23 protein-coding genes and 1 tRNA gene are annotated in these 25158 nt (G+C 71.9%); 8 read left to right on the top strand and 16 right to left on the bottom strand.

Translation table 11 applies throughout. The features are described 5' to 3' along the window. The first annotated feature begins 153 nt into the window (after positions 1-153). The gene (locus tag IF651_RS01670; RefSeq protein ID WP_191827329.1) at positions 154-1761 is read left to right on the top strand and encodes an ABC-F family ATP-binding cassette domain-containing protein; all 1608 of its coding nucleotides are present in this window, start codon (positions 154-156) and stop codon (positions 1759-1761) included. Between the two features lie 25 nt (positions 1762-1786). Here the strand turns inward: IF651_RS01670 and IF651_RS01665 are convergent, their stop codons facing one another. After that, positions 1787-2140 carry a VOC family protein gene (locus IF651_RS01665; RefSeq protein WP_191827328.1) on the bottom strand — a complete coding sequence of 118 codons (354 nt, stop codon included), beginning with the start codon at positions 2138-2140 and terminating at the stop codon, positions 1787-1789. 78 nt (positions 2141-2218) lie between these two features. After that, positions 2219-3412: an AI-2E family transporter gene (locus IF651_RS01660; RefSeq protein WP_191827327.1), complete on the bottom strand. Its 1194-nt coding sequence runs from the start codon at positions 3410-3412 to the stop codon at positions 2219-2221. Positions 3413-3604: 192 nt separating this feature from the next. On the opposite strand from IF651_RS01660, the gene IF651_RS01655 reads away from it, so the two are divergent. Then, on the top strand, positions 3605-5053 hold the full coding sequence (locus IF651_RS01655) for a DUF1254 domain-containing protein (RefSeq protein WP_191827326.1): 1449 nt from the start codon (positions 3605-3607) through the stop codon (positions 5051-5053). A gap of 37 nt (positions 5054-5090) precedes the next feature. On the opposite strand, the gene IF651_RS01650 is transcribed toward IF651_RS01655, so the two are convergent. The 3 genes from IF651_RS01650 to IF651_RS01640 all read right to left on the bottom strand — a co-directional run bounded on the left by IF651_RS01650 (position 5091) and on the right by IF651_RS01640 (position 7349). Beyond that, positions 5091-5759 (bottom strand): hypothetical protein, encoded by a 669-nt coding sequence (locus IF651_RS01650; RefSeq protein ID WP_191827325.1) that lies wholly within the window; start codon positions 5757-5759, stop codon positions 5091-5093. Positions 5760-5839: 80 nt separating this feature from the next. Beyond that, a complete protein-coding gene (locus IF651_RS01645) occupies positions 5840-6412 on the bottom strand; it encodes a dihydrofolate reductase family protein (RefSeq protein WP_191827324.1) in 573 nt (190 codons plus the stop codon). A 64-nt stretch (positions 6413-6476) separates the two neighbouring features. Beyond that, a complete protein-coding gene (locus IF651_RS01640) occupies positions 6477-7349 on the bottom strand; it encodes a helix-turn-helix transcriptional regulator (RefSeq protein WP_191827323.1) in 873 nt (290 codons plus the stop codon). A gap of 101 nt (positions 7350-7450) precedes the next feature. Between IF651_RS01640 and IF651_RS01635 the strand changes: the two genes are divergently transcribed. Then, positions 7451-8215: an SDR family oxidoreductase gene (locus tag IF651_RS01635; protein ID WP_191827322.1), complete on the top strand. Its 765-nt coding sequence runs from the start codon at positions 7451-7453 to the stop codon at positions 8213-8215. Between the two features lie 427 nt (positions 8216-8642). Here the strand turns inward: IF651_RS01635 and IF651_RS01630 are convergent, their stop codons facing one another. The 4 genes from IF651_RS01630 to IF651_RS01615 all read right to left on the bottom strand — a co-directional run bounded on the left by IF651_RS01630 (position 8643) and on the right by IF651_RS01615 (position 11672). Continuing rightward, positions 8643-9344: a hypothetical protein gene (locus IF651_RS01630; RefSeq protein WP_191827321.1), complete on the bottom strand. Its 702-nt coding sequence runs from the start codon at positions 9342-9344 to the stop codon at positions 8643-8645. Between the two features lie 226 nt (positions 9345-9570). Then, complete coding sequence (locus IF651_RS01625; RefSeq protein WP_191827320.1) at positions 9571-10356, bottom strand: SCO1664 family protein; 786 nt, start codon at positions 10354-10356, stop codon at positions 9571-9573. Continuing rightward, the gene (locus IF651_RS01620) at positions 10353-10901 is read right to left on the bottom strand and encodes a DUF3090 domain-containing protein (protein ID WP_191827319.1); all 549 of its coding nucleotides are present in this window, start codon (positions 10899-10901) and stop codon (positions 10353-10355) included. The genes IF651_RS01625 and IF651_RS01620 overlap by 4 nt, the downstream gene beginning before the upstream one ends. 51 nt (positions 10902-10952) lie before the next feature. Beyond that, complete coding sequence (locus IF651_RS01615; protein WP_191827318.1) at positions 10953-11672, bottom strand: histidine phosphatase family protein; 720 nt, start codon at positions 11670-11672, stop codon at positions 10953-10955. A gap of 212 nt (positions 11673-11884) precedes the next feature. On the opposite strand from IF651_RS01615, the gene IF651_RS01610 reads away from it, so the two are divergent. After that, positions 11885-12979: an S-(hydroxymethyl)mycothiol dehydrogenase gene (locus IF651_RS01610; protein WP_191827317.1), complete on the top strand. Its 1095-nt coding sequence runs from the start codon at positions 11885-11887 to the stop codon at positions 12977-12979. Beyond that, positions 12976-13590, top strand: a complete 615-nt coding sequence (locus IF651_RS01605; RefSeq protein WP_191827316.1) for an MBL fold metallo-hydrolase — start codon at positions 12976-12978, stop codon at positions 13588-13590. The genes IF651_RS01610 and IF651_RS01605 overlap by 4 nt, the downstream gene beginning before the upstream one ends. A 304-nt stretch (positions 13591-13894) precedes the next feature. On the opposite strand, the gene IF651_RS01600 is transcribed toward IF651_RS01605, so the two are convergent. From IF651_RS01600 to IF651_RS01590, 3 genes are all read right to left on the bottom strand, one after another. Further along, positions 13895-13968: transfer RNA gene (locus IF651_RS01600), tRNA-Pro, on the bottom strand. A 70-nt stretch (positions 13969-14038) separates the two neighbouring features. After that, positions 14039-15409 carry an MFS transporter gene (locus IF651_RS01595; RefSeq protein WP_338403697.1) on the bottom strand — a complete coding sequence of 457 codons (1371 nt, stop codon included), beginning with the start codon at positions 15407-15409 and terminating at the stop codon, positions 14039-14041. Then, a complete protein-coding gene (locus IF651_RS01590) occupies positions 15406-16050 on the bottom strand; it encodes a GntR family transcriptional regulator (protein WP_191827315.1) in 645 nt (214 codons plus the stop codon). Before IF651_RS01590 ends, IF651_RS01595 begins: the two co-directional genes overlap by 4 nt. 244 nt (positions 16051-16294) lie before the next feature. On the opposite strand from IF651_RS01590, the gene IF651_RS01585 reads away from it, so the two are divergent. Then, positions 16295-18154, top strand: coding sequence for a GDSL-type esterase/lipase family protein (locus IF651_RS01585; protein WP_191827314.1), 1860 nt, complete (start codon positions 16295-16297; stop codon positions 18152-18154). Between the two features lie 55 nt (positions 18155-18209). On the opposite strand, the gene IF651_RS01580 is transcribed toward IF651_RS01585, so the two are convergent. From IF651_RS01580 to IF651_RS01570, 3 genes are all read right to left on the bottom strand, one after another. Continuing rightward, on the bottom strand, positions 18210-19304 hold the full coding sequence (locus IF651_RS01580) for a DNA glycosylase AlkZ-like family protein (protein ID WP_191827313.1): 1095 nt from the start codon (positions 19302-19304) through the stop codon (positions 18210-18212). A gap of 122 nt (positions 19305-19426) precedes the next feature. Then, positions 19427-19630, bottom strand: a complete 204-nt coding sequence (locus IF651_RS01575) for a cold-shock protein (protein ID WP_191827312.1) — start codon at positions 19628-19630, stop codon at positions 19427-19429. Between the two features lie 531 nt (positions 19631-20161). Continuing rightward, a complete protein-coding gene (locus IF651_RS01570; protein ID WP_191827575.1) occupies positions 20162-20812 on the bottom strand; it encodes a dihydrofolate reductase family protein in 651 nt (216 codons plus the stop codon). Between the two features lie 194 nt (positions 20813-21006). On the opposite strand from IF651_RS01570, the gene IF651_RS01565 reads away from it, so the two are divergent. Both IF651_RS01565 and IF651_RS01560 read left to right on the top strand, forming a co-directional pair. Continuing rightward, positions 21007-21774 (top strand): cohesin domain-containing protein, encoded by a 768-nt coding sequence (locus IF651_RS01565; protein WP_191827311.1) that lies wholly within the window; start codon positions 21007-21009, stop codon positions 21772-21774. 50 nt (positions 21775-21824) lie between these two features. Beyond that, positions 21825-23681 (top strand): amidase family protein, encoded by a 1857-nt coding sequence (locus IF651_RS01560; RefSeq protein ID WP_338403696.1) that lies wholly within the window; start codon positions 21825-21827, stop codon positions 23679-23681. Positions 23682-23695: 14 nt separating this feature from the next. Here the strand turns inward: IF651_RS01560 and IF651_RS01555 are convergent, their stop codons facing one another. Next, complete coding sequence (locus IF651_RS01555; RefSeq protein WP_191827309.1) at positions 23696-25054, bottom strand: phosphodiester glycosidase family protein; 1359 nt, start codon at positions 25052-25054, stop codon at positions 23696-23698. Positions 25055-25158 lie beyond the last annotated feature (104 nt).

Raw genomic sequence — 25158 nt, 5'->3', positions numbered from 1 at the left:
GACCGACGACGCACTCCGGTCCGCGACCCTCCCGGCGCTCGTGATCGCTCTCGATCGCTCTCGGGGACTTCGTCGCGGACGGCGCGGCCCAGCCCGGCCGACCCGTCCATCACGTCGCCGACCTCGCCGTCACCGGCACGAGGAGCACCACGCATGTCCTCGAGATCCGCCATCACCTTCCGAGACCTGACCTTCGAGTGGCCCGACGGGACGGTCGCGCTCGACCGGCTCAACGGCACGTTCACGACCGGGCGCACCGGCCTCGTCGGCCGCAACGGCGCCGGGAAGTCCACCCTCCTGCGCCTGATCGCCGGCGTGCTGGCGCCGACCTCCGGCCGGATCGACGTCGTCGGCGACGTCGGGTACCTCCCCCAGACGCTCACCCTCACCGACACGACCACCGTCGCCGAGCTGCTCGGCGTCGACCACGTGCTCTCTGCCCTGCGCGCGATCGAGGCGGGCGACGTCGACCAGCGGCACTTCGACGCCGTCGGCGACGACTGGGACATCGAGTCCCGCGCCGACGAGGCGCTGCACGACATCGGCTTCGGCGCCGCCGACCTCGACCGGCGTGTCGGTGAGGTCTCGGGCGGCGAGGCGATGCTGATCGCGATCACCGGCCTGCGCATCCGACGACCAGCCGTCACGCTCCTCGACGAACCGACGAACAACCTCGACCGGCCCACCCGCGCCCGGCTCGCCGGGTTCGTCGACACCTGGCCGGGCACGCTCGTGGTCGTCAGCCACGACCTCGAGCTCCTGGAGCACATGGACGCCACGGCCGAGCTGCACGCGGGCACCGTCGAGGTGTTCGGCGGACCGTACAGCGACTGGGCGGAGCACCAGGAGAACGAGCAGGCGGCCGCGACGCAGGCGGCACGCACCGCGCAGCAGGCGCTGAAGGTCGAGAAGCGCCAGCGCGTCGAGGCCGAGACCAAGCTCGCCCGCCGCGAACGCACGGGGAAGAAGACCCAGAGGGACGGCGGGATCCCCAAGATCCTCGCGGGCGCCCGCGCGAGCAAGGCGCAGGCCTCAGCGGGCTCGATGCGCACGACCCTGGACGACAAGGTCCAGGCCGCGCAGGCCGTCGTCGACGCGGCGGACGCGAGGGTCCGCGACGACGAGCACATCCATCTCACCCTGCCCGACCCGGACGTGCCCCGCGGTCGCCGGCTCGCGGAGATCCACGACGGCGAGCGCACCGTCGTCGTCCAGGGTCCCGAACGGGTCGCGCTCGTCGGGCCCAACGGGTCCGGGAAGACGACCCTGGTCGAGCAGCTCGTCCACGCGGGCGAGCAGGCTCCCGGACGCCCGTACGGGACGCTCCTGACGGACCGGGTCGGGTACCTGCCGCAGCGGCTCGACGCGCTCGACGACGCCCGCAGCGCCCTCGAGAACGTCGGCGACGTCGCTCCGGGGACACCGCCGGGGACGGTGCGCAACCAGCTCGCCCGGCTGCTGCTGCGCGGGAGCGGCGTCGACCGGCCCGTCGCGACGCTCTCCGGCGGTGAACGCTTCCGGGTGTCTCTCGCGCGGCTGCTCCTCGCCGATCCGCCCGCCCAGCTGCTCGTCCTCGACGAGCCGACGAACAACCTGGACGTGGCGAGCGTCCAGCAGCTCGCCGAGGCCCTCGACGCCTACCGGGGCGCGCTCCTGGTCGTGAGCCACGACCACCGGTTCCTGGACCGGCTCGGTATCGATGCCGTCCTCGAGCTGGACCAGGGCGGCCGGATCCACCGACGCGACGGGCTCGGCGGGTAGCACCGCCGCCCCGTCCGCGTGAGCGCTAGTCCCGATGCTGGACGATGTTGACCACGGTGCCGTCCGGAGCCCGGACGAAGAACCGGGTGACACCCCAGGGCTCGGTGGTCACAGGATGCACGATCTCGTACCCGCGACTGCGGGCCTCGTCGAATGCAGCCTCGACGTCGTCCACCTTGACCGAGACCACGGGATTCTCCTGAGCGGTCGCATCACGGGTGACGAGCTGGACGTTCGCCCCCGACTCCGGCGAGGTGAAGCGGGCCACCCAGCCCAGGTCGAACTCCTCGTCGCTCAGGCCGAGGTACTCCGCGTAGAAGTCCTTGGCGGCGTCGATGTCGGCCACCGGGATGTCGGCGATCACGCTGATGACACGCACGGTTCCTCCTCGCAGCGGGTCTCTCTTCGGAACATCGTCTCAGGCCGACGCGGCGCCGGCCGTGCGGACCGCTGGGGCTCATCGGGGTGGTGCGTGGCCGGTCGAGGCGGCGTCCGCCACCTCGCGGTCCTTGGGCCGCGCGAACCGCGCGGGCAGGTCCTCGCCGTCCCACACCTGGATCGCCCTCCAGATCGACGCCGCGACCGGGACGGCCAGCACTGCCCCGGTGAGGCCCGCCAGGACGGTGCCGGCGGTCAGGGCCACGAGGATCACCAGCGGGTGCAGCCGCAGGGTCCGCCCCATCACGACCGGCTGCAGCAGGTCGCCCTCGAGCTGGTTGACCGCGACGACGATGGCGACCACGATCAGCGCCTCGAGCGGCCCGAGCGCCACGAGCGCGACCAGTGCCGAGAGGATCCCGGCCAGCGTCGCCCCGACGAGCGGGATGAAGGCCAGCAGGAACACCAGCACCGCGAGCGGGATGACCAGCGGTACCCCGACGATCGCCAACCCGATCCCGATCGCGACGGCGTCCACCGCCGCGACGATCGCGGTGCCGCGCACGTAGCCGCCGAGCGTGGTCACCGTCGCGTCGCCGATCCGCCGTCCTCGCTCGTACCGCGGGCCGTCGAACGGACGCAGGAGGAACTCCCAGATCTGCGGTCCGTCCTTGAGGAAGAAGAACAGCACGACGATCATGACCAGGAAGCCCGCGACGAAGTCGACGGTCTGGGAGACGCCGGCGATCGCACCCGCGCCCACGGCGTCGGACTGGAGCAGTCCCACGAGTGAGTCCCGCACCGACTGGATCTGTTCGTCGGTGATCTGGAACGGCAGGTCCTGGACGAAGGCCTGGAGCTCGTCGAAACCCTCGATGGCCTGGTCGCTGAGCCGCGACCACTGGTTCACGACGGCGGCAGCGACCAACCAGACGACCCCGGCGAGCAGGGCCACCAGCGCGACGAGCGAGAGCACCGTCGCCAGGAACGACGGCACGCCCTTGCGACGCAAGAGGCTCACGAGCGGCGAGATCGCCGCGGCGAGCACCAGCGCGAGGAGCACGGGGATCACGATGAGTGTCAGGCGGGTCACGGCGAACACGGCGACGGCGCCCAGGGCGACGATCGCGAGCACCTGGACCGACCGCGTACCGGCGCGACCGACACCGTCCGCCCACAACGCGGAGACCCCCGGAGGCGGGCTGGGCGCGGGCTGCCGGTCGTCCGCCCGCTGACTCTCGCGCACCTTCGCTCGTCGCGTGCCCAGCCCCATCGTGACTCCCTCTCGTCGGACGTGCCCTGGTCAGGCTGTCACGGCCTGCTCCCCCTCGCTGGGTGCAGGGCCGGCGTCGTCACGGGTCGTGCGCGGATCGGCCCCGGTCGCCCGGGCGCCTCGGCAGTCCTACGGTGACGGTGACCGCGCGTCGACGGGACGCTGGTCGCACCCGCGGACGAAGGGCCTGCCATGACCGAGCGCGCCGAGCACCTGAAGGAGGATCCGCTGGCGGCGGTCCTGTCGGCGGTGAGCACGCCGTCACCCCTGGACACCCCGCTCGGACGGTTCGAGCTCGTGGACGGTGTCCCGACGCCGGAGTCCGTCGAGCGCCTGTACGCGTCGCTCGACCTCGTGCGCGGCATCGAGGCATACCTCAGCACGATCCCCGGCGCATCGCTGGTCGCGATGCGCCAGGGCTTCCGCAGCCTCGGCCTCGTGCGGTCGACACAGATCGGCTACACCGAACCCCGCGCCGACTCGAACGGCGTCTTCCTCACCGCCAACACGGAGACGACGTACGGGACGTTCTTCTTCGACCTGCACGAGACGGGGCCGTTCGTCATCGAGCCGCCGCAGCAGTCGCTGTGCGTCGTGGACGACTTCTGGTTCCGGTACGTCGCCGACATGGGTATCGCCGGACCGGACCGGGGAGAGGGCGGTCGGTACCTGTTCCTCCCGCCGGACCACGACGGCGGCGTCCCGGACGGCTACCACGTGTACCGCACGCCGACCTTCACCAACTGGGTCGTGCTGCGCGCGCTGGGCGGCGTGCCGGCGATGAGAACGACGCGCGTCTACCCGCTCGCGGACGTCGACGACCCGCCGGAGACGGAGTTCGTGAACATCGCCGGCGCCCGAGTCAACACGGTCCACGCCAACGACGCATCCTTCTTCGACGAGGTCGCCGAGATCGTCGCGGAGGAACCGCCGGGCGCCCTCGACCCGGAACGCGCGGGCCTGCTGCGTGCCGTGGGCATCCAGCACGGCCGGCCGTTCACGCCGAGCCCAGAGCGTCGCGCGACGCTCGACACCGCGGCGCGCACCGCCGCGGCGATGAGTCGCGCGCTGGTGTACTCGCCGCGCGACCCCGAGGCGCCGATCGCGCCCGGGTCGCGCTGGCTCAACGGGTTCCTCGGCGGCTCGTACGAGTTCCTCGCCGACGGTGCGCGCCTGCTCGACGCCAGGACCCAGTTCCACTTCCTCGCGACGGTCATCACTCCGGCCATGGCGCACGCCCAGGTGGGTGCAGGCTCCGCCTACGCCTACACCGCGCACGACGCGGCCGGCGCGGTCCTCGACGGTGCCCGCACGTACCGGCTCGTGCTGACACCGAACCCACCGGCAGAGAACTTCTGGGCCGTCGACATCTACGACACCCAGACCCGGTCGCTCCTGCAGACGTCCGACCCGCACCCGAGCGTCATGAGCCTCACCGGGACCGTCGCGACGGAGGACGACGGGAGCATCGTCCTGTGGTTCGGCCCGGAGCCGCCCGAAGGACGCGAGCGCAACTGGGTCGAGACCGCGCCCGGGAAGTCCTGGTTCCCCCTGCTGCGCCTGTACGGGCCGCTCGAGCCCTGGTTCGACAGGACGTGGCTCCCCGGCGACCTCGAGCTGGTCGAGAGCACGCGCGGCTGACCTGGAGCCGCGACGAGTGCGCGACCACGTCCACGCCTCAGTCGTCGCCGTCGAACAGCCCGCCGTCGAGCAACCAGTGGTAGCGCAGGCGCAACGCGCGTTCGGTGCTCGCGAGCAGGGTGGCGACCACGAGCGCGACGTTGACCGTCGCGGAGAGGTGGACCGGTGAGGTGAAGGTGCCGACGTCCTCCGCGACGGGCGGGATGTGCGAGATCTGCTCCACGAGCTGGGGGACGCCGAGGACCAGCGCGGCGACGAGGACCGACCAGGTGACGAACCCGATCGTCCTGCTCATCCCTGGGTGCTCGCGTTCGAGGCGGGCGCGGCGCCCCTCGGCGGAGGCCGGGTCCGGGACGAGCTGGCGTGCCGGGCCGCCGTCGTCCGGGACGACGTGACAACGCTTCAGCCCGTAGCCGCTGGTGACCACCTCGATGGCGCCGCCCGTGACCGGGAACTCGGCCGGGAGCTTGGACGTCGCCTCGTGCCGACCGTCCCGGTACAGCCGCGCGCGCACCTCGCCGTCATCGGAGTCGCCCCAGAGCCGGACATCGACGGACCACGTCTGCGGTCGCCCGTCCTCGCCGGCGAGCCGGAGATGGAAGATGGTGCGCGAGAACAGCTGCCACCACCGGAATCGCGGCAGGGAGTGACCGTCACCGGGCTTGAGGCGCCGCGCGGCGCGCTGACGCTTCCAGTTCGAGAGCACTCACGGCACGGTAACAAGCCGCGCCGAGATGCGCCGTTCGTCCCCGCCTCGGGTGACCTGTCCGTCCCGATCAGGGCCGGTCAGGGCTGCCGCTCGACCCGGTAGCGGTGGAGCACGATCCTCGACGCGAACGTCCGGGTCTCGACCAGGCGGAGGTCGACGTGCCGCTCACGCTGCGGGAAGTATGGGGTGCCGCCGCCGACCAGCACCGGGTGGACCATCGCGCGGTACTCGTCGATCAGGTCCAGCGCGGCCGCCTCGGCGGCGAGGGTCGCACCGCCGATCGCGATGTCGCCCTCCCCCGGCCCGTCACGCAGCCGAGCGACCTCCGCGGCCAGACCACCGGTGGCGAGCCGGGTGTTGGTGCCCTTCACCGCCGACAGCGTCGTGGAGAAGACGATCTTCGGCACGGCCTTCCAGAGCTCGGCCCACGTGCGTTCCGCCTCGCCGAACGACGCGACCTCGTCAGGTTCCTCCCAGTAGAGCATCGTCTCGTACAGCCGACGTCCGAGCAGGTGAGCCCCGACGTCGCGGAGCTCGTCCGTGAAGTGCTGGAAGACGTCGTCGTCGGGAGCGGACCAGTCGAACCGCCCGTCGGGGTCGACGATGTAGCCGTCCGCCGACATTCCCATCGAGTAGGTCACGTCGCGCATCGCACTTCTCCTTCGATCGGGTGCATGACGACCAGACCGGCGGCAGCGACGAAACTCGTCGGTCTCACCGTGCTGCGTGACGCGGCGCCGCGTCGTCGACGGCGAGGTCCTGGGTGCCGAGCACGCCGAGCAGCCGGATCTTCTCGGCCGACGCGCTGCCCGGCGTCGCCGTGAGGACGAGCAGCGCCTGCAGCTGGTCCTCGGTGAGGAGCACCTGGCAGTCGATCTCGATCTCGCCCACCTCGGGGTGCACGAGCACCTTGTGGTCGGTGAAGCGCCGCGCGACCTCCTGCCGCGCCCACAGCTCGACGAACTCCGGGCTCGTCCGCCCCAGCGCCGTGACGAGATCGCCAGCGCCCGACGCCGGCCCCAGCGTCCCGAGCGCGGCCCGCAGGCTCGCGACGAGCGCCCTCCCCTGCCGCGCCCGGTCGTCGGCCGGGTAGACGGCGCGCGCGGTCTCGGGGTGGGCGAACCAGCGGTAGATCTCGCTGCGCTCCCACCCGGTACGCGCGGTGGCGTCGCCGTAGAGGGCGCGCGCGAGGTCGTTCTGCACGAGCGTCCGTCCGAGCGGGTCGAGGATGAGCGCCGGGGTGTCGGAGAGGCGGTCGAGCACGCGCTGCAGCGCGGGGGCGACGTGGCCGGTGTCGACCGTGCGGTCCGGGACGCCGTGGCCCGCAACGCGGTAGAGGTAGTCGCGCTCGTCGTCGGTCAGGCGCAGCGCGCGGGCGATCGACGCGAGGATCTGCGTGCTCGGCTGCGGGCCGCGCTGCTGCTCCAGGCGCGTGTAGTAGTCGGTCGACATGAGCGCGAGCTGCGCGACCTCCTCGCGGCGCAGCCCCGGTGCCCGACGCCGCAGCCCGGGTCCCAGCCCGACGTCGCCCGGCTGCAGCGCCTCGCGGTGGCGGCGGAGGAAGTCGGCGAGCGCGGCACGGTCCATGCGTCCCATCGTCCGGGCTGGGCGCGGCCCGTGCCAGGGATCGCCGGTCCCCCGTTCGACCGTCTCTGCCGCGGCGGCGGGAATCCGTCGAGGATCGGGGCATGGACATCACGAACAGCACCGTCTTCATCCCCGGAGCGACGAGCGGCATCGGCCTCGCGCTCGCCGTCGCGCTCCACGAGCAGGGCAGCACCGTCGTCGTCGGCGGGCGGCGCGCCGATCTCCTCGAACAGATCGCGACCGAGCACCCCGGTATCGACACCGTGCGCATCGACACGACCGACCCCGAGAGCATCGCGTCGGCCGCGAAGGAGGTGCTCGAGCGCCACCCCGACCTCGACACGCTCGTGGCCATGGCCGGCATCATGCGCGTCGAGGACTGGCACCACCCCGAGGGCTTCCTCGCGACCGCCGAGGAGACGTTCACGACCAACGTGCTCGGCCCGATCCGCCTCGTCGGCGCCTTCGTCGAGCACCTGCAGACGCGCCCGCACGCCACGATCGTCACCGTGTCGTCCGGCCTCGCGTTCGCCCCGCTCAAGGCGACGCCGAGCTACGACGCCTCCAAGGCCGCGATCCACATGCTCAGCGAGGCGCTTCGCCTCCAGCTCGCCGACACGAGCGTCCGCGTGACGGAGCTCGTACCGCCTTCCGTCGCGACCGACCTCATGCCCGGCCAGCGCGAGAGCTCGTTCGCCATGCCGCTCGACGAGTTCGTCAGCGAGGTCGTCGACCTGCTGCGGACCCAGCCGGACGCGTACGAGATCCTCGTCGAGCGCGTGAAGTTCCTCCGCCACGGCGAGGCGCGCGGCGACTACGACCAGGTCGTCGCGACGCTCAACGCTGCGGACTCGCACGGCAGCTGAACCGCATAAACGGCTGGATCAGCGGCCATGGGAGCGCGAGCGTCTTCTCGCGAGGGAGTGGGCACTCACGCTGCAGTCAGCATCGGTCATACCGAACCGAGAGCGCGCTGATCTGGCCCGCCGTTAGGAGCCGTCCAAGCAGGCGCCAGACGCCGTCGAGATCCCACCCGGTCGCGCGCGGCAACCACCAGTTCATCGGCGCGTAGGCAGTTCATAACCGAACCACAGCACTGTGCCGAGCTTTGGTTCGACGTGGAAGTCACGCCAAGGCCGAACTCACACGAAACCGATCCGTGGCAGCATGATGTGGCACTCGCACGCTGAATCGAGCACTAGAGTATCGACGAAGCCGCCAACTCCAATGGTGGGCCACCCAAGTAGTCGAGTGTGAACAATGTGCCGATCCTGGGCAACGCGGGACCAAGGCTCACGGCATCAATTTAGCAATTGCGCGCCGCAGGAAGCGTCCGATCGCCGACTGCATAGACGCAAACCAAGGCAACGCGAGTAAAATCAAAGACAGGATCGTGATGGAGACCGAAAGGATTTGCGATCCGCTCGCCCGAAAGATACCAAGACCGAATCCGGCGCTTCCTGCAACTGCGAGAGCCGCGGTAAAGACTATCGACGGCTGGCCGAGTGCACTCAATAACATGTCGAACCGCCAGAGCGGCGGAATTTCGCCAGTGTGGGGCTCTGGCGGCCGTTGCTTCGCAATCCGCCGCTTGAAGAGTCTTTCTCGCCGTTCAACCGGGAGCTGGGCACTTACCTCCCAAATCCGATCTTCGAAACGCTTGTCATAGTGCGGGCGCAGATGAGCGGGGATTCTGAACTGTTCCTCGTACTCGCCTAGCAGTTGCCGGTCGAGCATGGAGCTAAGCTCAGTGTATCGAATGGCGAGAATAGAAACCACTCCTACCATGAGCGCACCCAAACCTATAAGCAGGTAAAGTGCAGTGTCTACATTTTGGCCTAGGCCGATCCATAGCGCGACTTCAGTCGCGATGGAGGTCGCGACCACCTGCCACGTTCGCGAGTCAGCTTGCTGGTGACGTGCCAAGAGCGCTGCATAGGTCGCTCGCAGATCTTCCGCATCGCTACTAGGTTGTGGCGCAGGACCAGCCGTCATGGGTAGGAGTCTGACACAGATCGATCGATGCTAGTCGGGCGAACTCTTGAGGAGTCGGAACGCCTCGATTGTGCGCCCTACGCGCCGTCGAGCAGTCGCATACGCACTGGGTCCTCGCTACGCACGGTCGTCGTCCCCAACTTGGACAGCATCCTCGGCGATGGACGTTCATGATCCGCGCGCGATCAGGCGTCCGCGACCGCACGCGCTGGGTTGACGAACCTGTTTAGAACAGCGGCCAAGGGACGGGAGGGGTGTCTCCCGATGGAGCTGGGAAACCTGCCGCACTGAGCAACCGATCACACCGATCCGCGAGCGCCGTGACCTCGTCCGCCGTCAGGAGGCCAGCCAGCCGGCGTGGCAGTTCGCCGCCGAGTTCCGGTCCGAGGTCCGCCCGAATGCGCGCGACGCCCGCTAGCTCGTCTGTACTCAGGCTCGCCCCGACCCAGCCCCAGAGCACGGTCCGCAGCTTTGGCTCGACGTGGAAGGTGACGCCGTGGTCGACGCCGAGGCGGCGTCCGTCCGCCAGGGGCAGGACGTGCCCGCCCTTGCGGTCGGCGTTGTTGACCACGGCGTCGAACACCGCCATGCGGCGCAGGGCCGACGTGTCCTCGTGCACCAAGGTCACGGGCCGGTCGTCCTCGTCGACGCCCTCCAGCACCGTCCGCACGCCGTGTGACGGCACCGCGTCCGTCGGGACGACGTCGACCGGTGACTGCGACAGGTCCACGTCCTGCCAGAGCTGCACCATCCCCGGACCCGACGGCCCGTCGCGCAGCCACGTGCGCGGCACGATCCCCCAGCCGAGCGACTCCGAGACCAGGTAGGCGGCCACCTCCCGGCCGGCCAGGGTGCCGTCCGGGAAGTCCCACAGCGGGTTCTCTCCGGCCACGGGCTTGTACACGACGTCGACGGCACCGATCCGGGCCCGGAACGTCGCGTTCGAGGCGACGCGGATGCGTCCGACGATCTCGAGCGACGCCTCGTCGAGATCGGCGTCAGGCGACGTCACGCGTCGTCGGGCAGCACGCACTCGTGCCCGTCGGCGTCCATGGGCTGACCGCACCGTGGGCACAGCGGGCGGCCGGAGCGGACGACGACGCGGGTGCGCTGCGCGAACGCGCGCGCCGTCCCGACGGGCATCCGGACCACCAGCACCTCGGCGGGCTCGGGCTGGTCGTCCTCCTGGTCGGGCTCGTCGCCCTCCACCAGCGGGTACGCCTCGACGACGACCTGCGCCGTGCGCGGGTCCCAGCTGAGCCGCATCGACCCCGCGCGAAACTCCTCCTCGACCGGTTGGTCCAGGGGGTCGTCGTCGATCAGCTCGGCGGGCACGTCGGCGGGGATGCTGTACCGGTTGTCCGGGTCCGCCATCAGCTCGTCGAGCAGGCGCCCGATCGTCTCAGCCAGGACTGCGGACTGCTCTTTCTCCAGGGCGACGCTGGCCGTGCGCGTGCCCGAGCGTGCCTGCAGGTAGAAGGTGCGGGACCCGGGCATCCCGACGGTCCCGACGACGACGCGGTCGGGCCAGTCGAACTCATGGACGAGAGTGGGCATGCCCTCACTCTACGAGCGCACGCGCCCTCCGTCAGGACGTCTCCGACTCTCTCAGGAGGACTGCGGGGCGTCCCGGTCGTCGGAAGGTCCCGGCCCGGCGCCACCCCCGACGGGCGCGTCACCGACCGGCGCGGCCACGCGCAGCCACGACAGGTCACCGAAGTCGGTGTTGGTCGCCACCACCTCCGGCCGGTGCGGGCCGTACCGCACGATCGAGACGGACGCCGGCCCGACGCTGATCCGCTGGAACAGGTCCAGGTGCATGCCCAGCGCGTCGGCGAGCACGGACTTGATCACGTCACCGTGCGAGACCGCCGCCCAGATCGCACCAGGGCCGTGCTGCGCGTCGACCTCGGCGTCGTGCCGCCGGATCGCGGCGACGCTCCGGGCCTGCATCGCCGCGAGCGACTCGCCGCCGGGGAACGTGGCGGCCGACGGCTGCGTCTGCACGACCTTCCACAGTGGCTCGGCGGCCAGGTCCTTCAGCGAGCGACCCTGCCACTGCCCGTAGTCGCACTCCGTGATGCCCTGGTCGGTCGTCGACGCCGGCGTGTCAGCCTGGTGCTCCAGGAGGATGCGCGCGGTCTGCCGGCACCGCTCCAGCGGACTGGTGACGACTCGGTCCAGCGGCACGCCCGCCATACGCTCGGCCGTCCGGAGCGCCTGCCCACGACCGACGGCGTCCAGGCGCACTCCCCCGGCGCGCCCGGCGAGGATCCCGCCGGCGTTCGCGGTGGTGCGGCCGTGGCGGACGAGGAGGACTGTGGGCATACCCCGAGCCTAGGCCGCGGCGGACCCTGCCGACGCCCGGACGAGGCCCCGTGCCGAGGTGCTGGGCGAGGAGCCAAGCCTTCTGGTTCACCGCGACGCGATGCGCGGGGTGCGTGGGGGTTCGGGGAGCTCGGCGAGCGGGTTGTCCTCGACATAGGCTCAGGCGTGTCGAACGGTGCGGGAGCTCCCCGGCCGAGATTCGAGGAGGACAGTTGACTCACCGCGTTCAGGGTGTCGTCGCGCGCAGCAAGAACGCGCCGGTCACCGTCGAGACGATTCTTGTCCCGGACCCCGGCCCGGGTGAGGCACTCGTCACAGTCCTCACGTCCGGGGTGTGCCAGACCGACAAGCACTACGTCGCGGGGGGTGTGAGCGACGACTTCCCGTTCCTCCTCGGCCACGAGGCGACCGGGATCGTCGAGGCCGTCGGCGACGGTGTGAGCGAGGTCACGGTGGGCCAGAAGGTCATCCTCAACTGGCGTGCCGTGTGCGGGCAGTGCCGCGCGTGCCGCAAGGGGCAGCCGCAGTACTGCTTCGACACGCACAACGCCACGCAGAAGATGACGCTCGAGGACGGCACGGAGCTCACCGCGGCGCTCGGGATCGGGGCCTTCGCGGAGAAGACGCTCGTCGCCGCGGGGCAGTGCACCCCGATCGACGGCGACCTGGCGGACGAGCAGAACGCCGCCGTCGGGCTCCTGGGCTGCGGCCTGATGGCGGGCATCGGCGCGGTGCTGAACACCGGTGAGGTCGAGCGCGGCGAGTCCGTCGCGGTCTTCGGCTGCGGTGGCGTGGGCACGGCAGCGGTCGCCGGCGCGAGGCTCGGCGGTGCGACGACGATCGTCGCCGTCGACGTCGCGGACGACAAGCTCGAGACGGCCCGGAAGCTCGGCGCGACCCACACCGTCAACTCGACGACGGAGGACGCGGTCGCCCGGATCCGCGAGATCACCGGTGGGTTCGGCGCCGACCTCGTGGTCGACGCCGTCGGCATCCCCGCGACCTACCGCCAGGCCTTCGAGGCCCGCGACCTCGCCGGCCGCGTCGTCCTCGTCGGTGTGCCTGAACCGGGCACGACCATCACGCTCCCCCTCGACGAGATCTTCGGTCGTGGCGGCTCGCTCAAGTCCGCGTGGTACGGGGACGCGCTGCCGTCGCGCGACTTCCCGATGCTCGTCGACCAGTACCGGATGGGCCGCCTCGACCTCGACGCGTTCGTCACCGAGCGCATCGGTCTGGGCGACGTCGAAGCGGCGTTCGACAAGATGTCCAACGGCACCGTGCTGCGATCGGTGGTCGAGCTGTGAGCGCACGGATCGAGCACATCGAGACGTCCGGCGTCTTCACGCTGGACGGTGGTTCGTGGGACGTGGACAACAACGTCTGGATCGTCGGCGACGACGAGGAGTGCCTCGTCATCGACCCCGCCCACGACGTCGACGCGATCGTCCAGCAGGTCGGCGAGCGACGCGTCGTCGCCATCGTGCTCACGCACGGCCACGACGACCATGTCTCGGAGGCGCTGGAGGCCGCGTCGCGCCTCACTACCTCGACGTACCTGAACCCGGCCGACCTCGCACTGTGGCACCGCGCGCACCCCGACCACTCCCCCACGCACGAGCTGTGGGACGGCGACACGATCGCGGTCGCGGGGCTCACCGTCGAGGCGATCCACACTCCCGGCCATACCCCTGGCTCCACATGCCTCTTCATACGCGAAGGGCTCGACACACCGGTGCTCTTCAGCGGTGACACGCTGTTCCAGGGCGGCCCCGGCGCGACCGGCCGGTCCTTCTCCAACGAACGCGTCATCAAGGACTCGATCCGACGTCGTCTGCTCACCCTGCCCGCAGGAACCGTCGTCTACACCGGCCACGGGCCGACGACCTCTGTGCGCGACGAGTCCGCCTCGCTCTGAACACCGGACTCCGGGTGGTCGATACCGCCCGGAGCCGAGTCGGGGAGCGTCGTCCCGGTCGCGAACTCGACCGCTGCTGGCTCGCCGCACGGCCAGGTGATCACGTCACCTGCTCCTCGTCCAGGACCTCGACATCCGCGTCGTCGACGCCCCCACCGACGAACTCCTGCGCGAGCTCGTCCTCGACCCCACCAAGGACTAACAACCCACCGGACGCCCATCCGGACCCGCACCCGGAAAACAAACGGCCGGACCTACAAGAACGTAGGTCCGGCTGTCCGGGATGTCCTGCGACATCGCACGGTCGGGCTGACAGGATTTGAACCTGCGACCCCTTGACCCCCAGTCAAGTGCGCTACCAAGCTGCGCCACAGCCCGTGGCTGGATCCCCGGGGTCGGTTCCGTACGAACTTCCGTACCGTCCGGACCCCGTGAAGCCTCGGATACTCTACCCCATCCGCGTCGGCTCCAGCGCACCGTTTGCCCCGGTCGGGGCTGTGCGGTCGCTCTCGTCTGCGGTCGCCGGAACGGCACTCCGCTCCCCCGTCGGCAGGTGCGCCCGCCAGGCGAACGCGACGACTACCAAGCAGACGAGCGCGATGACGAGCCCGCCGAGGAACATCTGCGGGTACGTCCACCGCACGGACAGTGCCGCGAGCGCCACGGGCACGCAGAACCCGAGGTAGGTCAGCGAGTAGTACACCGCGGTGAGCCCGGCGAGGTCGTCGGGCCCGGCGATGCGCTGCACCTCACTGAGCCCGGCGACCAGGGCGAGCCCGTACCCGGCTCCGAGCACCATCGCGGCGGCGAGCGCCGTGACGAGGTCGAGGCGCGCGCTGGCGAGGGCGCCGAGCCCCATGCCGACCACGACGATCGACATCGCGACGACGGACGCCCGCGCGCTGTGCCGGGTGTCGATGAGCCGGCCGAGCACCTGGATACCGACGCCGCACCCGAGCCCCAGCACGGTCATGAGACCGGAGAACGCGATGGGCGAGCTCCCCGCGCTCGACGAGACGAGTCCCGGCAGCACGGCGTACGCGCTGCCTGCGCACCCGAACACCCAGGGTGCGACCGGAACGACGACGCGCAGGAACCGTCGGTGCGCGACCGCGGGCACGCGTAGGTCGTCGCGCAGCCGGCCGCGACCCGCGCCGTCGGGCATCGAGGCCGCGACCGCACGGGTCTCGGGGACGCGCAGCACCCACACGCCCGCCACGGCCGCGAGCGCCCCGTGCAGGAGATAGGCGGTGTGCGTCGGCCAGGGCGCCCACTGCGCGAGGGCCGCGGCGACTCCGGCCCCGACGAGGAACCCCAGCGTGAGGGAGAGGCCCGCGCGCCGGGCGCCGGAGGCGCCGTCACCCGCGCCGGACTCGCGCGCCGCGGCGTCGCTGAGCTCCTTGACCCACGTCGTCCCGACGGCCATGACGAGACCGAGCGCCACCCCGCACAGCACGCGCCCGACGGCGAGCAGCGCCGCCGACTGCGCGCCCGCGGCGAGCACGAGCGACCCGGCGAGCGCGACCGGCGCGGCGGGCAGGAGCAGGGGCCTGCGCCCGTACCGGTCGGACAGCGGCCCGCCGAGCAGCAGTGCGGGCACGATGCCGAGCACGTACGCGGCGAGCAGCGCGTCGACGGTCACGGCCGAGAAGTCCCCCACCTCCCGGTACATGACGAGCAGCGGCGTGAACTCGTTGCCGCCCCACGCGACGGCGGCCATGACCAGCGCGACGGGCAGCCACGCCCGGTGCCCGACGCGCGGGTTCCCCACCCGGGCCGTCCCGCCGGGGTCGGTCCGGGTCGGGGTCGCGGCGCTCACAGGCCGGTCCGCGCGTCGTCGAGGTGGCGCTGGATCCGGCGCTTGTAGGTGCGGGTGTCGCGGGCCTCGAGCGCGTCGACGAGCGCGGAGTGCCCGACGACGAACGCCGCGGCGCGGCCCTCGCTCCGGCGGACGCTGTGCGCGACCATGCGCTGCTGGCGCTCGCGCAGGCTCGTGTGGAAGGCCGTGAGGAGGTCGTTGCCACCGGCGGCGACGATCTCGGCGTGGAACCTCGCGTCGAGGGTGGCGTACTCGGCGACGTCGCGGTCGGCGACGGCGGCCTCCTGGGCGACGACGAGGTCGCGCAGGAGGGCCACGAGCGCGGTGAGCTCGCTGTCCGGGAGACGCGCGACGCCGAGCGCCGCATGGGTCTCGACGAGGAGCCGGGCGTCGAGGACGTCGTCCACCTCGCCCGGTGCGATCGGCACGACGAGCGCCCCACGCTTCGGGTACAGGCGCAGCAGCCCCTCGGCCTCGAGCCGCAGGAACGCCTCGCGCACGGGCGTGCGGCTCACGCCGAGCTGGTCGGCGATCTCGCCCTCGCTCGTCATCGACCCGCCGGGCAGGCTCCCGTCCAGGACGAGGCGCTTGACGTGGCGGAAGGCCTGCTCCGTGGCGGAGCCGCTGGTGGTACGTGGCATAGATACATGATGCATCTGTCTGGCGCACGAGAGGGGCCCGTCTGACGCGGCGGCCGCATGATCCTTGCCACACGCCGAGGAGTCCGAGGCAACCCGGGGCATTTCATCCGCTGGCCCGGTGGCTCCGGCGTCGGCACGCTGCTACGGTCGGCGCTGACAACGCTATCAACCTCGATGGTGAGGCACGCGCGGACACGGTCGTCCGACGCTCCGACCGCGTGCACGCCAGGAATCAGGTGCTCCGATGACGCCGCATCGCCCCGCTACGCTCCTCGCCCTCGCGACCAGCCTCGCCCTCACCGGAGGCCTCGCCACCGCCGCCCCGGCGTCGACGGCAACGGCCGAGATCGCGGCGGCACCGACCGTCCAGGCCGTCGAGCCTGCCGCTGCACCTCAGGTCGACGAGGCCGACGACGACGGCTGGTTCACCAGCTGGGCGCAGTCCCAGCAGCGCGTGTCGGGCAAGAACTTCGACAACCAGTCGATGCGCATGGTCACGCGACTGACCCAGGGCGGCGACGCGGTGCGGATCCGCCTGCAGAACCAGTACGGGACGCGCCCGCTGATCATCGACCAGACGTCCCTCGCGGTGAGCGCGGGCGGCCCGGCGATCGTCGACGGCACGAGCCGCGTGCTGACGTTCGACGGCGCCGAGAGCGTCACGATCCCCGTCGGCGGCGAGGTGTGGAGCGACCCGACGAGCATCGAGACGACGGCCCAGCAGGAGCTCGCCACGACGTTCTTCTTGGCGCGCCCGACGGTCGCGAGCCTGCACGACCGCGCGGGGCGCAACAACTACGGCGCGGCTGCGGGCTCGGGCAACCGCAACGGCGAGCTCTCGGGCGCGTCCTTCACCGAGAACCTGCCGTGGACGTACTTCGTCAGCGCGGTCGACGTCTACGACACCGATCTCGCCGGGACGATCGTCGCGTACGGCAGCTCGGTGGTCGACGGCGTGGGCAGCGAGAACTGCGGTCCTGGCTGCGACGCGTTCGGCCAGGACAAGCGCTGGACCGACGAGCTCGCGCGCCGCGTCGTCGACGAGCTCCCCGCGTCCGGGCAGCTCGCCGTCGTCAACGCGGGCATCAGCGGCACGACGAGCGCTCCCGCGTGCGGCGGCGGCGGTCTCGACGGGGTGTCGCGGCTCGACCGTGACGTCCTGGCGCTCAGCGGCGTGACCGGCGTCATCTTCTACTACGGCACCAACGACCTCGCGAACGGGTGCTCCGCGAGCGCCATCCTGTCGAGCTACCGGCTGATCTTCGACCAGCTCCACGACGCAGGCATCAAGGTGTACGTCACGCCCATCACCCCGCGCCCCGGGTACACGAACCTCATGAACGAGTACCGCGCGACGGTCAACGACTTCGTCCGTGAGGGCGGCGACTGCAGCGGGACGTGCGACGGCGTGCTCGACTTCGACGCCGTCCTGCGCGACCCCGCGAACCCGAACTCGATCCTCCCGGCGTACGACACGGGCGACGGGGTCCACGCCAACGTCGCCGGACAGAAGGCGATCGCCGACTCGATCTCGCTCGACCTGCTCGCCTCGGCCGGCGCCCCGGTGCTGACGTCCGGCATGCCGGGCGGGACCGTCGTCGGCGAGCCGTACTCGTTCACCCTCACCGCCTCGGGCTACCCGGCGCCGACGTTCGCCGTCACGCGCGGAACGCTGCCGCCCGGCCTGAGCCTCGACACGACGACCGGCGAGATCAGCGGGAGCGCGACGACCGCCCTCGCGTACCGCTTCACGGTGACGGCGAGCAACGGCGTGGGCGACGACGCCTCGGCGTCGTACACGATCTACGTCAGCCCGGCCTGGGCCACCCCGGCGATCACCACGCAGGTCGAGCCGCGCTGCCTCGGCGGGCGGCCGTACCTCGCGGTGCGCGTGACCAACGACGAGGACGTGCCCCTCGACGTCGAGGTCGCCACCGCGTACGGCGCCAAGACCTTCGCGGACGTCGCCGCGGGCTCGAACGCCTACCAGGCGTTCGCCGCCCGCGACGGGCTCGCCGCGGGCACGGTGACCGTCACCGCGAGCGACGGTGACGACGACGGCGAGGCGTCGCAGACCGTCGCCCACCAGGCCCTCACCTGCTGACCGGAGCCCGGGACAGCACTTCCGACAGAGCCCACGCGGACTCGGCGGCGACGGGTCAGTCGGTCCGCGTGGCGCTCCGCAGCGGACTGCCGAGGATCCTGGCGATCCGCTCGACCTCGTCCGTCAGCCCGTCCGGCGCCGGGCGCGTGTCGTCGAACCACCGGGTCTCGAGAGCGTCGCCCCGGACCGCCCACGTGCCGGCCACGACTCCCCCGACCACGGCGAGGTTCGCCCCGCGGCTCACCGCCTGCCGCTGCGCGGACGGGACGACGTGCGCGTCCGCCGTCCCGGGCCCCAGGACCCACTGGTCGTGGCCAGGAAGGAGGCGCACGCTCGTCGACGGCTCGGTCGCCGCCAGCTCCTCGGCGTGCTCGCGCAGCACGGTGGCGAGCTCGCCGTCCACGTCGACGTCGGCGAACCGGCCCGCGAGCTCGTGCCACCAGCGCCGGACGCGGGCGCGGCCCGCGCCGAGGCCCTCCCCGAGCCAGTACTGCGCGTGCGCCGGCGTCACCGGTCCGTACGTGCCGACGTAGGCCAGGAGCGCGTGGTGACCCGCGGCGTCCAGATCGGGCCAGGGCGTCCAGCGCGGGTTCGCGTCCAGGCGCACGAAGGTCACCTCGCCGTCGCGGGACGGACCGAAGGACATGTCGCCCTGCCACACGAAGGGCTTGAGGAACGTGTGCGACGCGTCGGTGAGCGCGTCGCCCAGGTGGGCGTAGGCGGCGTGCCGCGTCACGGCCGTCGCCAGCTCGTCGCGCGTCAGCGGCCCGTCGGCGAGCGCGTCACGCACGGCCTCCCGCAGGCCCGGCCAGTCCCTCGGCTCCAGGCGGTAGTACGTTCGCCAGCTCGTGCGCTCCCACATCCTCCCGGCCGCGCGCACCGCGAGGTACGCCCCGCCGTCCTGCGGTGTCACGAGGTGCGTCGCGCCACGGAACGCGTAGACCGCGAGCAGCTCGCCGGCCGCGAGCGCCTGCGCTACCTCGCCGGGACGGGACGTCGTCTGCCGCACGCGGACCGCCAGCTCGGCGTCCGACGCCGCCGGCACCGCGCCCAGGCGACCGACGACGACCGCCACCGGCTCCTCGCCCACCGGGTCGAGGAGCTGCCGTCGCAGTCGCCACGCGAGGGCCTGCGGCCACGTCACCTGCACGACAGCAGCCTAGACCGGGCAGCTCCAGCGCGCGGGAACACCCCTGGGGACGACAGAAGGGCCGCGCGGAAGCACGGCCCTTCTGAGGTGGCGTCCTCCGCGCGAGCACGGAGGACGCGCGATCACGCGGTCTGGATGTTCGTCGCCTGCGGGCCCTTGGGGCCCTGGGTGACGTCGAACGTGACGCTCTGGTTCTCCTCCAGCGAGCGGAAGCCGGTGGCGGCGATCTCGCTGTAGTGGGCGAACACGTCGGCCGAGCCGTCGGACGGGGCGATGAAGCCGAAGCCCTTCTCGGCGTTGAACCACTTGACGGTGCCTGTAGCCATGATGTCTTCTCTCGTTGATGCGACCGGCCCGCGAACACGGGCTCGGTTGTCGTGCCTCGCAAGGCGTTGACGGTGGTGGGGGCGGGAGTCCGCCCGGTCGGCACGCGGGGCGGCGAGATGCCGGTGCGCGTGCTCGAGTGCCGCGACGACGGTCAGCGGCCGCGTGTAGCGGTCGTGGACGTGGAAGCCGTCGGGGCGTCGGGTGACCAGACCGGCGTACTCGCCGTTCGACGTCGCGACCCACAGGTCGTCGTCGGCATGGCGCAGCACGAGGTCTGGTCCGGATGCACCCGGGACAGCAGTGGTCTCGGGTCGTTCAAGGATGGTGGAGGTGATGTCTCTGCTTTCGCTCCGCGCTCGGTGGGCGGAGATCGTCGACGGCAGCGTCTGCTGCCTGGGGCGCGCACGGCCTTGCTCCGATGCTGAGGACCGAAGTACGTCGCGGGAGAACAACCCTGCGACATGAGCGCGACCTCCACGATACACCAGGCCTCGTCGGTCGGCCCAGCGCGGGCTCCGCACCCGTCCCGGTCAGGAGGGATCACCGCGCCCGGGGCCGGTCCGCGTGAACGTGAGATGCGTGACGCCGCTGGGCGAGGAGACCGCCTCGACCGCGTAGTCGTCCTCCAGGCCCTCGAGCCCGTCCCACACGCGCACGCCGCGCCCCAGCACGATGGGCACCTGGACGAGGTGCATGTGGTCGACGAGACCCGCAGCGACGAAGTCGCGGACGACGCTCGGCCCACCGCCGATCCGGACGTCCTGGCCGCCGGCAGCTGCGCGTGCCTCCTGGAGCGCCGCTGCCGGCGACGCGGCGAGGAAGTGGAACGTGGTGCCGCCCTCCATCTCGAGCGACGGTCGCGGGTGATGGGTGAGCACGAACGTCGGGGTGTGGAACGGCGGGTTCGGCCCCCACCAGCCGGTCCACCCCGGGTCGTCCTGCCAGCCCGGCGGCCCGAACTTGTGGGCGCCCATGATCTCGGCGCCGATGCCGTCCTCGTGGCGCACGGCGAACGCGTCGTCGACGCCGGCGGTCCCGCCGGCGTCCCAGAACCGGGTGGCGAACATCCACTCGTGGAGCCGCTGGCCGGCATGGCCGAACGGAGCCTCGAGGGACTGCGGCTCGCCGGTGGCGAAGCCGTCGAGGGAGATGGACAGGTTGTGGATCCGCGTCAGCGACATGAGGGGCCGACCGGCCGGGTCCCCGATTCTCATCGCGCGCCCGTCTGCGAGGTCGGAGTCCGGGCTCGACGCACGGAGCGACTGGGCCTTACATGCAGGAAACGATCGGGAAACAGCCTCCTGTGAGCATCGCTCCTGGCGACGCACCCTCCGACGGGTGCGGTGCAGCCGCTCCAGGAAGGAACCGCTCCCCCATGACCCACGCCACCACGCGCCGTCGGGCCCGACGACGCGTCGCGCTCGCCGGCGGCCTCGCGCTCGCCGCGGGCCTGCTGACCACCCAGGCGGCGCACGCCGCCCCGTCCGTCGCGCAGGTCGCGGTCGACGCGCCCGCGGAGGCCGAGATCGGCGCCGAGATCGACGTGACCGTCGCCGTCACCGACGCGGCCGACCTCTACGCCTACGACCTCGCCGTCTCCTACGACCCCGCCCTCGTCGCGTTCGTCGAGGACAGCGCGGTCACGCCGGACGGCGGGTTCTCCGACACGTCCGACGACGGCGCCGGCACCCTCGCCGTCGCGCACACGCGCCTCGGCGCCTCCCCCGGGCTCGAGGGCGACGTCACGCTCGCGACCCTGACGTTCACGACGCTGTCCGACGGCGCCGCGACCTTCGCGGTCCCCGTCGTGTCGATCGTCGGGGCGGACGAGGAGACGGACGAGCTGACCGACGCCGCGAGCGCCGTGACCACGATCGCGGCCGAGGTCGTACCGACGGACGACCCGACCGACGACGCGACCGACGAGCCGACCGACCCTGCCGCGGCGGGCGACGACGGCACGGACGACGGTTCGGCCGACCCGACGACGGACCCGACGTCGACCACGACCGCGGGTGCGGGCGGCGGACCGCTCGCCTCGACCGGCGCGAACGCCGCGATGCTCGTCGGCGGTGCCGTCCTGCTGGTCGCGACCGGTGCAGGCATCCTCGCGGCCCGACGCAAGGCGGTGGCGTCCCGATGAGCGCGCGCCGACACCAGACCGCACCCACCCGCTCCCCGAAGGACGGCCCCGTGACCACCACGCACCGCCGCGCGGCCGGGGGCGTCGCCGCGCTGACCCTCACCGGTCTCGTCGCCGCGCTCGCCGCCGCACCGAGCGCCGTCGCCGCACCGGAGCCCGCAGGGTCCGGCGCGCTGCTCGCCCCGTACTACACCGAGCTCGACCTCACGGGCGACCTGCAGGTCACGGCCGACGACCTCGAGGTCGTCGCCGCGGCCCTCGGCCTGACGAGCGAGGACGAGGGCTGGAAGGAGGTCGCGCCGGCGGACGCCGACGGCGACGGCGCGATCACGGTCGCCGACCTCGCCGCCGTCTCGCAGCGCATGCTGTACGACGACGGCCCGTTCGAGCTCGTCGAGGCGTCCGTCGTCGACCTGCAGGGCGCCATGAACGCCGGCACCACGACGTCGGTCGAGATCACTCAGGAGTACCTGGACCGGATCGCGGCCTACGACAACGCGCTCGTCGATACGTCCGAGGGTGGGCGTCCGCTGCACTCGATCGTCACGACGAGCGACGTGGCGCTCGACGCCGCCGCGCAGGCCGACGCGATCCGCGCCGCCGACGGCATGACGAGCATGCTGCTCGGTGTCCCGGTGGCCGTGAAGGACAACTACGACACGAAGGACATGCCCACGACCGGCGGCTGCGGGTGCTGGGACGACAACCAGACCGCGACCGACGCCACGATGGTGGCGGGCCTGCGCGCCGACGGCGCCGTCCTGCTCGCGAAGGCGAGCCTCGACGAGTTCGCGTACGGGTTCGCGTCGGAGTTCTCCTCCTTCCAGGACGCCGGGGAGAGCCTGCTGGTCGCCAGCCCGTACGTCACGAGCCGCACGGCCGGCGGGTCGAGCGGCGGGACGGGGGCGGCGATCGCCGCCAACCTGGCCGGGCTCGGCTTCGGCACGGACACCGGGGGCTCGATCCGGGTGCCGTCGTCGTACAACCAGCTCGTCGGCGTGCGGCCGACGGTCGGGCTCGCGTCGCGCGACGGGATCATCCCGCTGGCCCTCAGCCAGGACACGGGCGGCCCGATGGCGCGCAGCGTCACCGACGCGGCCGTGGCGCTCGACGCCGTGGTGGGCGTCGACCCCGCCGACCCGGTGACGTCGCGTCAGGAGGGCGAGGTCCCGGCGTCCTACACCCAGTTCCTCGACGCGGACGCGCTGGACGGCGCCCGCATCGGGTACGTGCCGTCGATGCTCGGGAGCAACACGACCACGCTGCGGCTGTGGGCGCAGACCCGGGCCGCGCTCGAGGCCCAGGGGGCGACCGTCGTCGAGGTGACCCCGCCGGCCACCTCCACCGAGGTGCTGCCCGACGGTTTCGGGAGCGTCCTGGGCGAGGGCTCGGGCAGCACGCCCGAGTTCCGCCACGACCTCGCCGACTACGTGGACAGCCACCTCGCTCCCGAGGTCGAGGCGCGCACGCTCGAGGGGATCGTCGCGTCCGGGCGGTTCGTGCCGTCGCGCCAGCGCACGTACGAGTCCCGTGCCGCCGTCACCGAGGAGACGTACCAGGAGTGGGCCGGGCCCGAGGGGACCCACACGAAGGTCCTCGCGGAGGGCAAGACGCTCGTCACCGGGATGCTCGACGACCTGGACCTCGACGCGCTCGTCTACCCGAGCGGCAACCCGTACGGGACGCAGAGCACCAACCTGCGCCTGAGCCCCAACACCGGGATGCCCGCGGTGACCGTGCCGATGGGCGTGGCCACCGAGGCGGACGGCACGATCACCGGCGCCGGGGTGAACCTCGAGCTCCTCGGACGGGACTTCGACGAGGGCCCGCTGCTCGGTCTGGCGTTCGCGCTCGAGCAGGCGACGCACGCGCGCACGAGCCCTGCACTCTACGGTCCGCTCGACTGACCGGAGCCCGTCCACTACTGCCCGACGACGGCCGACCCCTCGGCGGGGCGGTCGTCGTCGGCCGTCACGGGCACGGGCTGCTCCTGCGCCCCCACCGTGGGCAGGCTGGCGATGATGTTGCCCACGGGACGCTCGACCTTCTCGCTGGGACGCTGTCCCTTCGCCACCACGCGCACGCCACCCGGTCCGGTGATCCCCATGTAGACCGAGCCGCCACCGTCGAGGTTCAGGGTGGACAGGGGCGGACGGCCCGCGACGTGCCCACCCGCCCCCATCATCGTCATCGTCTGCCACTGCGCCATGGTCACCCCGTCCCCCGGCCGCATCCTCGGGTCCACGACCGTGTGCATGAGCACGTCTCGACCCTGCGTCGAGACGGCGGCGCGGGCGTTCGGGTCGCCGACGTGCGTGAGCGCCCCCGCCTGCCGGTTGCGCGGGTTGTCCAGCACGTCGTCGCCCAGGCGCAGCCGGTACGCGAAGCGGTCGTCGTCGGGGAAGTGCCGGGGCACGCCCTGATGGGTCAGCACGGGCCCGCTGCTGAGCCCGACGCGACCGCCGACATTCACCTGACCGTAGTGCTCGGCGTACTCCGACGGGATGGGCAGCGGGTCGCTCCGGTGGCTGGTCTCTCCGACCGGACGGCCGGTGCTGCCGACCGGACTGAGCTGGTTGCTCTTCTCGTCGGCCTTGACATAGGCGAGGTACTTGGCGACCTCCGGGTCCTCGGTCGTCGCGTCCTGAGTCTGCTCGTCAACCCGTGGGCCGGACCAGTTCTCCTCGCTCAGGATCTTCTCCGTGTGCGCGAAGTACCCGCCGTTGATCACTGCCGTCCCCTGCGGCAGCCCGGTGGCCAGCGCGCCGGCGAGCTTCCCGCCCTCGCCGGTCCCCGGACCGACGACCGCGCCCTGCGTCGCCCCGCCGAGCACCCTCAGCTGGTTGTACTCCGTGTCGTCCCTGAGGTGCTGGCGCACCGCGGCCAACGGGGTCCCGCTGATGTCCCCCAGGGCCCGCGGGTCGCTGTTGCGGACCCGGACGCCGACGATGCCGGGCGCCTCCTGGCGCACGCGAACCTGCGCACGCACTCGACGTGCCCTGACGAGTGCCTGCAGCCTCGTGATCGCCGCGATCTCCTCCGGGCTGTAGTCACGCTGGACCGTGACCCCGTGGTCCCCGGTCACGAGCCCGGCCGTGGCACCGTTGCCGACGACGCGCTGGAGCTGCAGGACGCCCGCAGGAGAGAGCGGGCGGGGTGCGGACCCGACCTGCTGCGCCGCACCTGGACGAGGGGCTCCGGTCGCCCGTCCGCGCGGCCGGTCGCCCGGTACCCGGCCCGCCAGGGTCCGGCGCTGCAGATCTTCTCGCTCCCAGGGCATGGCGACCTCTCCCGTGTGACCGGCAGTACCGCCGGGCTGCCGCGACCGTATCGAGTGACACCGCAGCACACGAGGTCCTGTCGGACAGCCTTTCGGGCAAGCCT

This window comes from Cellulosimicrobium arenosum (genome assembly GCF_014837295.1).
Taxonomy (GTDB): domain Bacteria; phylum Actinomycetota; class Actinomycetes; order Actinomycetales; family Cellulomonadaceae; genus Cellulosimicrobium; species Cellulosimicrobium arenosum.
Note: the sequence above shows the minus strand (reverse complement) of the source record. Positions and strands in the feature narration are given on the sequence as shown.

What these genes read in the sequence shown, in the direction of transcription:
- IF651_RS01660 (WP_191827327.1), bottom strand. Translation starts at nt 3,412, where the DNA reads ATGGGGCTGGGCACGCGACGAGCGAAGGTGCGCGAGAGTCAGCGGGCG.
- IF651_RS01555 (WP_191827309.1), bottom strand. Translation starts at nt 25,054, where the DNA reads ATGCCCTGGGAGCGAGAAGATCTGCAGCGCCGGACCCTGGCGGGCCGG.
- IF651_RS01565 (WP_191827311.1), top strand. Translation starts at nt 21,007, where the DNA reads ATGACCCACGCCACCACGCGCCGTCGGGCCCGACGACGCGTCGCGCTC.
- IF651_RS01655 (WP_191827326.1), top strand. Translation starts at nt 3,605, where the DNA reads ATGACCGAGCGCGCCGAGCACCTGAAGGAGGATCCGCTGGCGGCGGTC.
- IF651_RS01590 (WP_191827315.1), bottom strand. Translation starts at nt 16,050, where the DNA reads ATGCCACGTACCACCAGCGGCTCCGCCACGGAGCAGGCCTTCCGCCAC.
- IF651_RS01570 (WP_191827575.1), bottom strand. Translation starts at nt 20,812, where the DNA reads ATGTCGCTGACGCGGATCCACAACCTGTCCATCTCCCTCGACGGCTTC.
- IF651_RS01635 (WP_191827322.1), top strand. Translation starts at nt 7,451, where the DNA reads ATGGACATCACGAACAGCACCGTCTTCATCCCCGGAGCGACGAGCGGC.
- IF651_RS01620 (WP_191827319.1), bottom strand. Translation starts at nt 10,901, where the DNA reads ATGCCCACTCTCGTCCATGAGTTCGACTGGCCCGACCGCGTCGTCGTC.
- IF651_RS01670 (WP_191827329.1), top strand. Translation starts at nt 154, where the DNA reads ATGTCCTCGAGATCCGCCATCACCTTCCGAGACCTGACCTTCGAGTGG.
- IF651_RS01645 (WP_191827324.1), bottom strand. Translation starts at nt 6,412, where the DNA reads ATGCGCGACGTGACCTACTCGATGGGAATGTCGGCGGACGGCTACATC.
- IF651_RS01630 (WP_191827321.1), bottom strand. Translation starts at nt 9,344, where the DNA reads ATGACGGCTGGTCCTGCGCCACAACCTAGTAGCGATGCGGAAGATCTG.
- IF651_RS01585 (WP_191827314.1), top strand. Translation starts at nt 16,295, where the DNA reads ATGACGCCGCATCGCCCCGCTACGCTCCTCGCCCTCGCGACCAGCCTC.
- IF651_RS01575 (WP_191827312.1), bottom strand. Translation starts at nt 19,630, where the DNA reads ATGGCTACAGGCACCGTCAAGTGGTTCAACGCCGAGAAGGGCTTCGGC.
- IF651_RS01640 (WP_191827323.1), bottom strand. Translation starts at nt 7,349, where the DNA reads ATGGACCGTGCCGCGCTCGCCGACTTCCTCCGCCGCCACCGCGAGGCG.
- IF651_RS01615 (WP_191827318.1), bottom strand. Translation starts at nt 11,672, where the DNA reads ATGCCCACAGTCCTCCTCGTCCGCCACGGCCGCACCACCGCGAACGCC.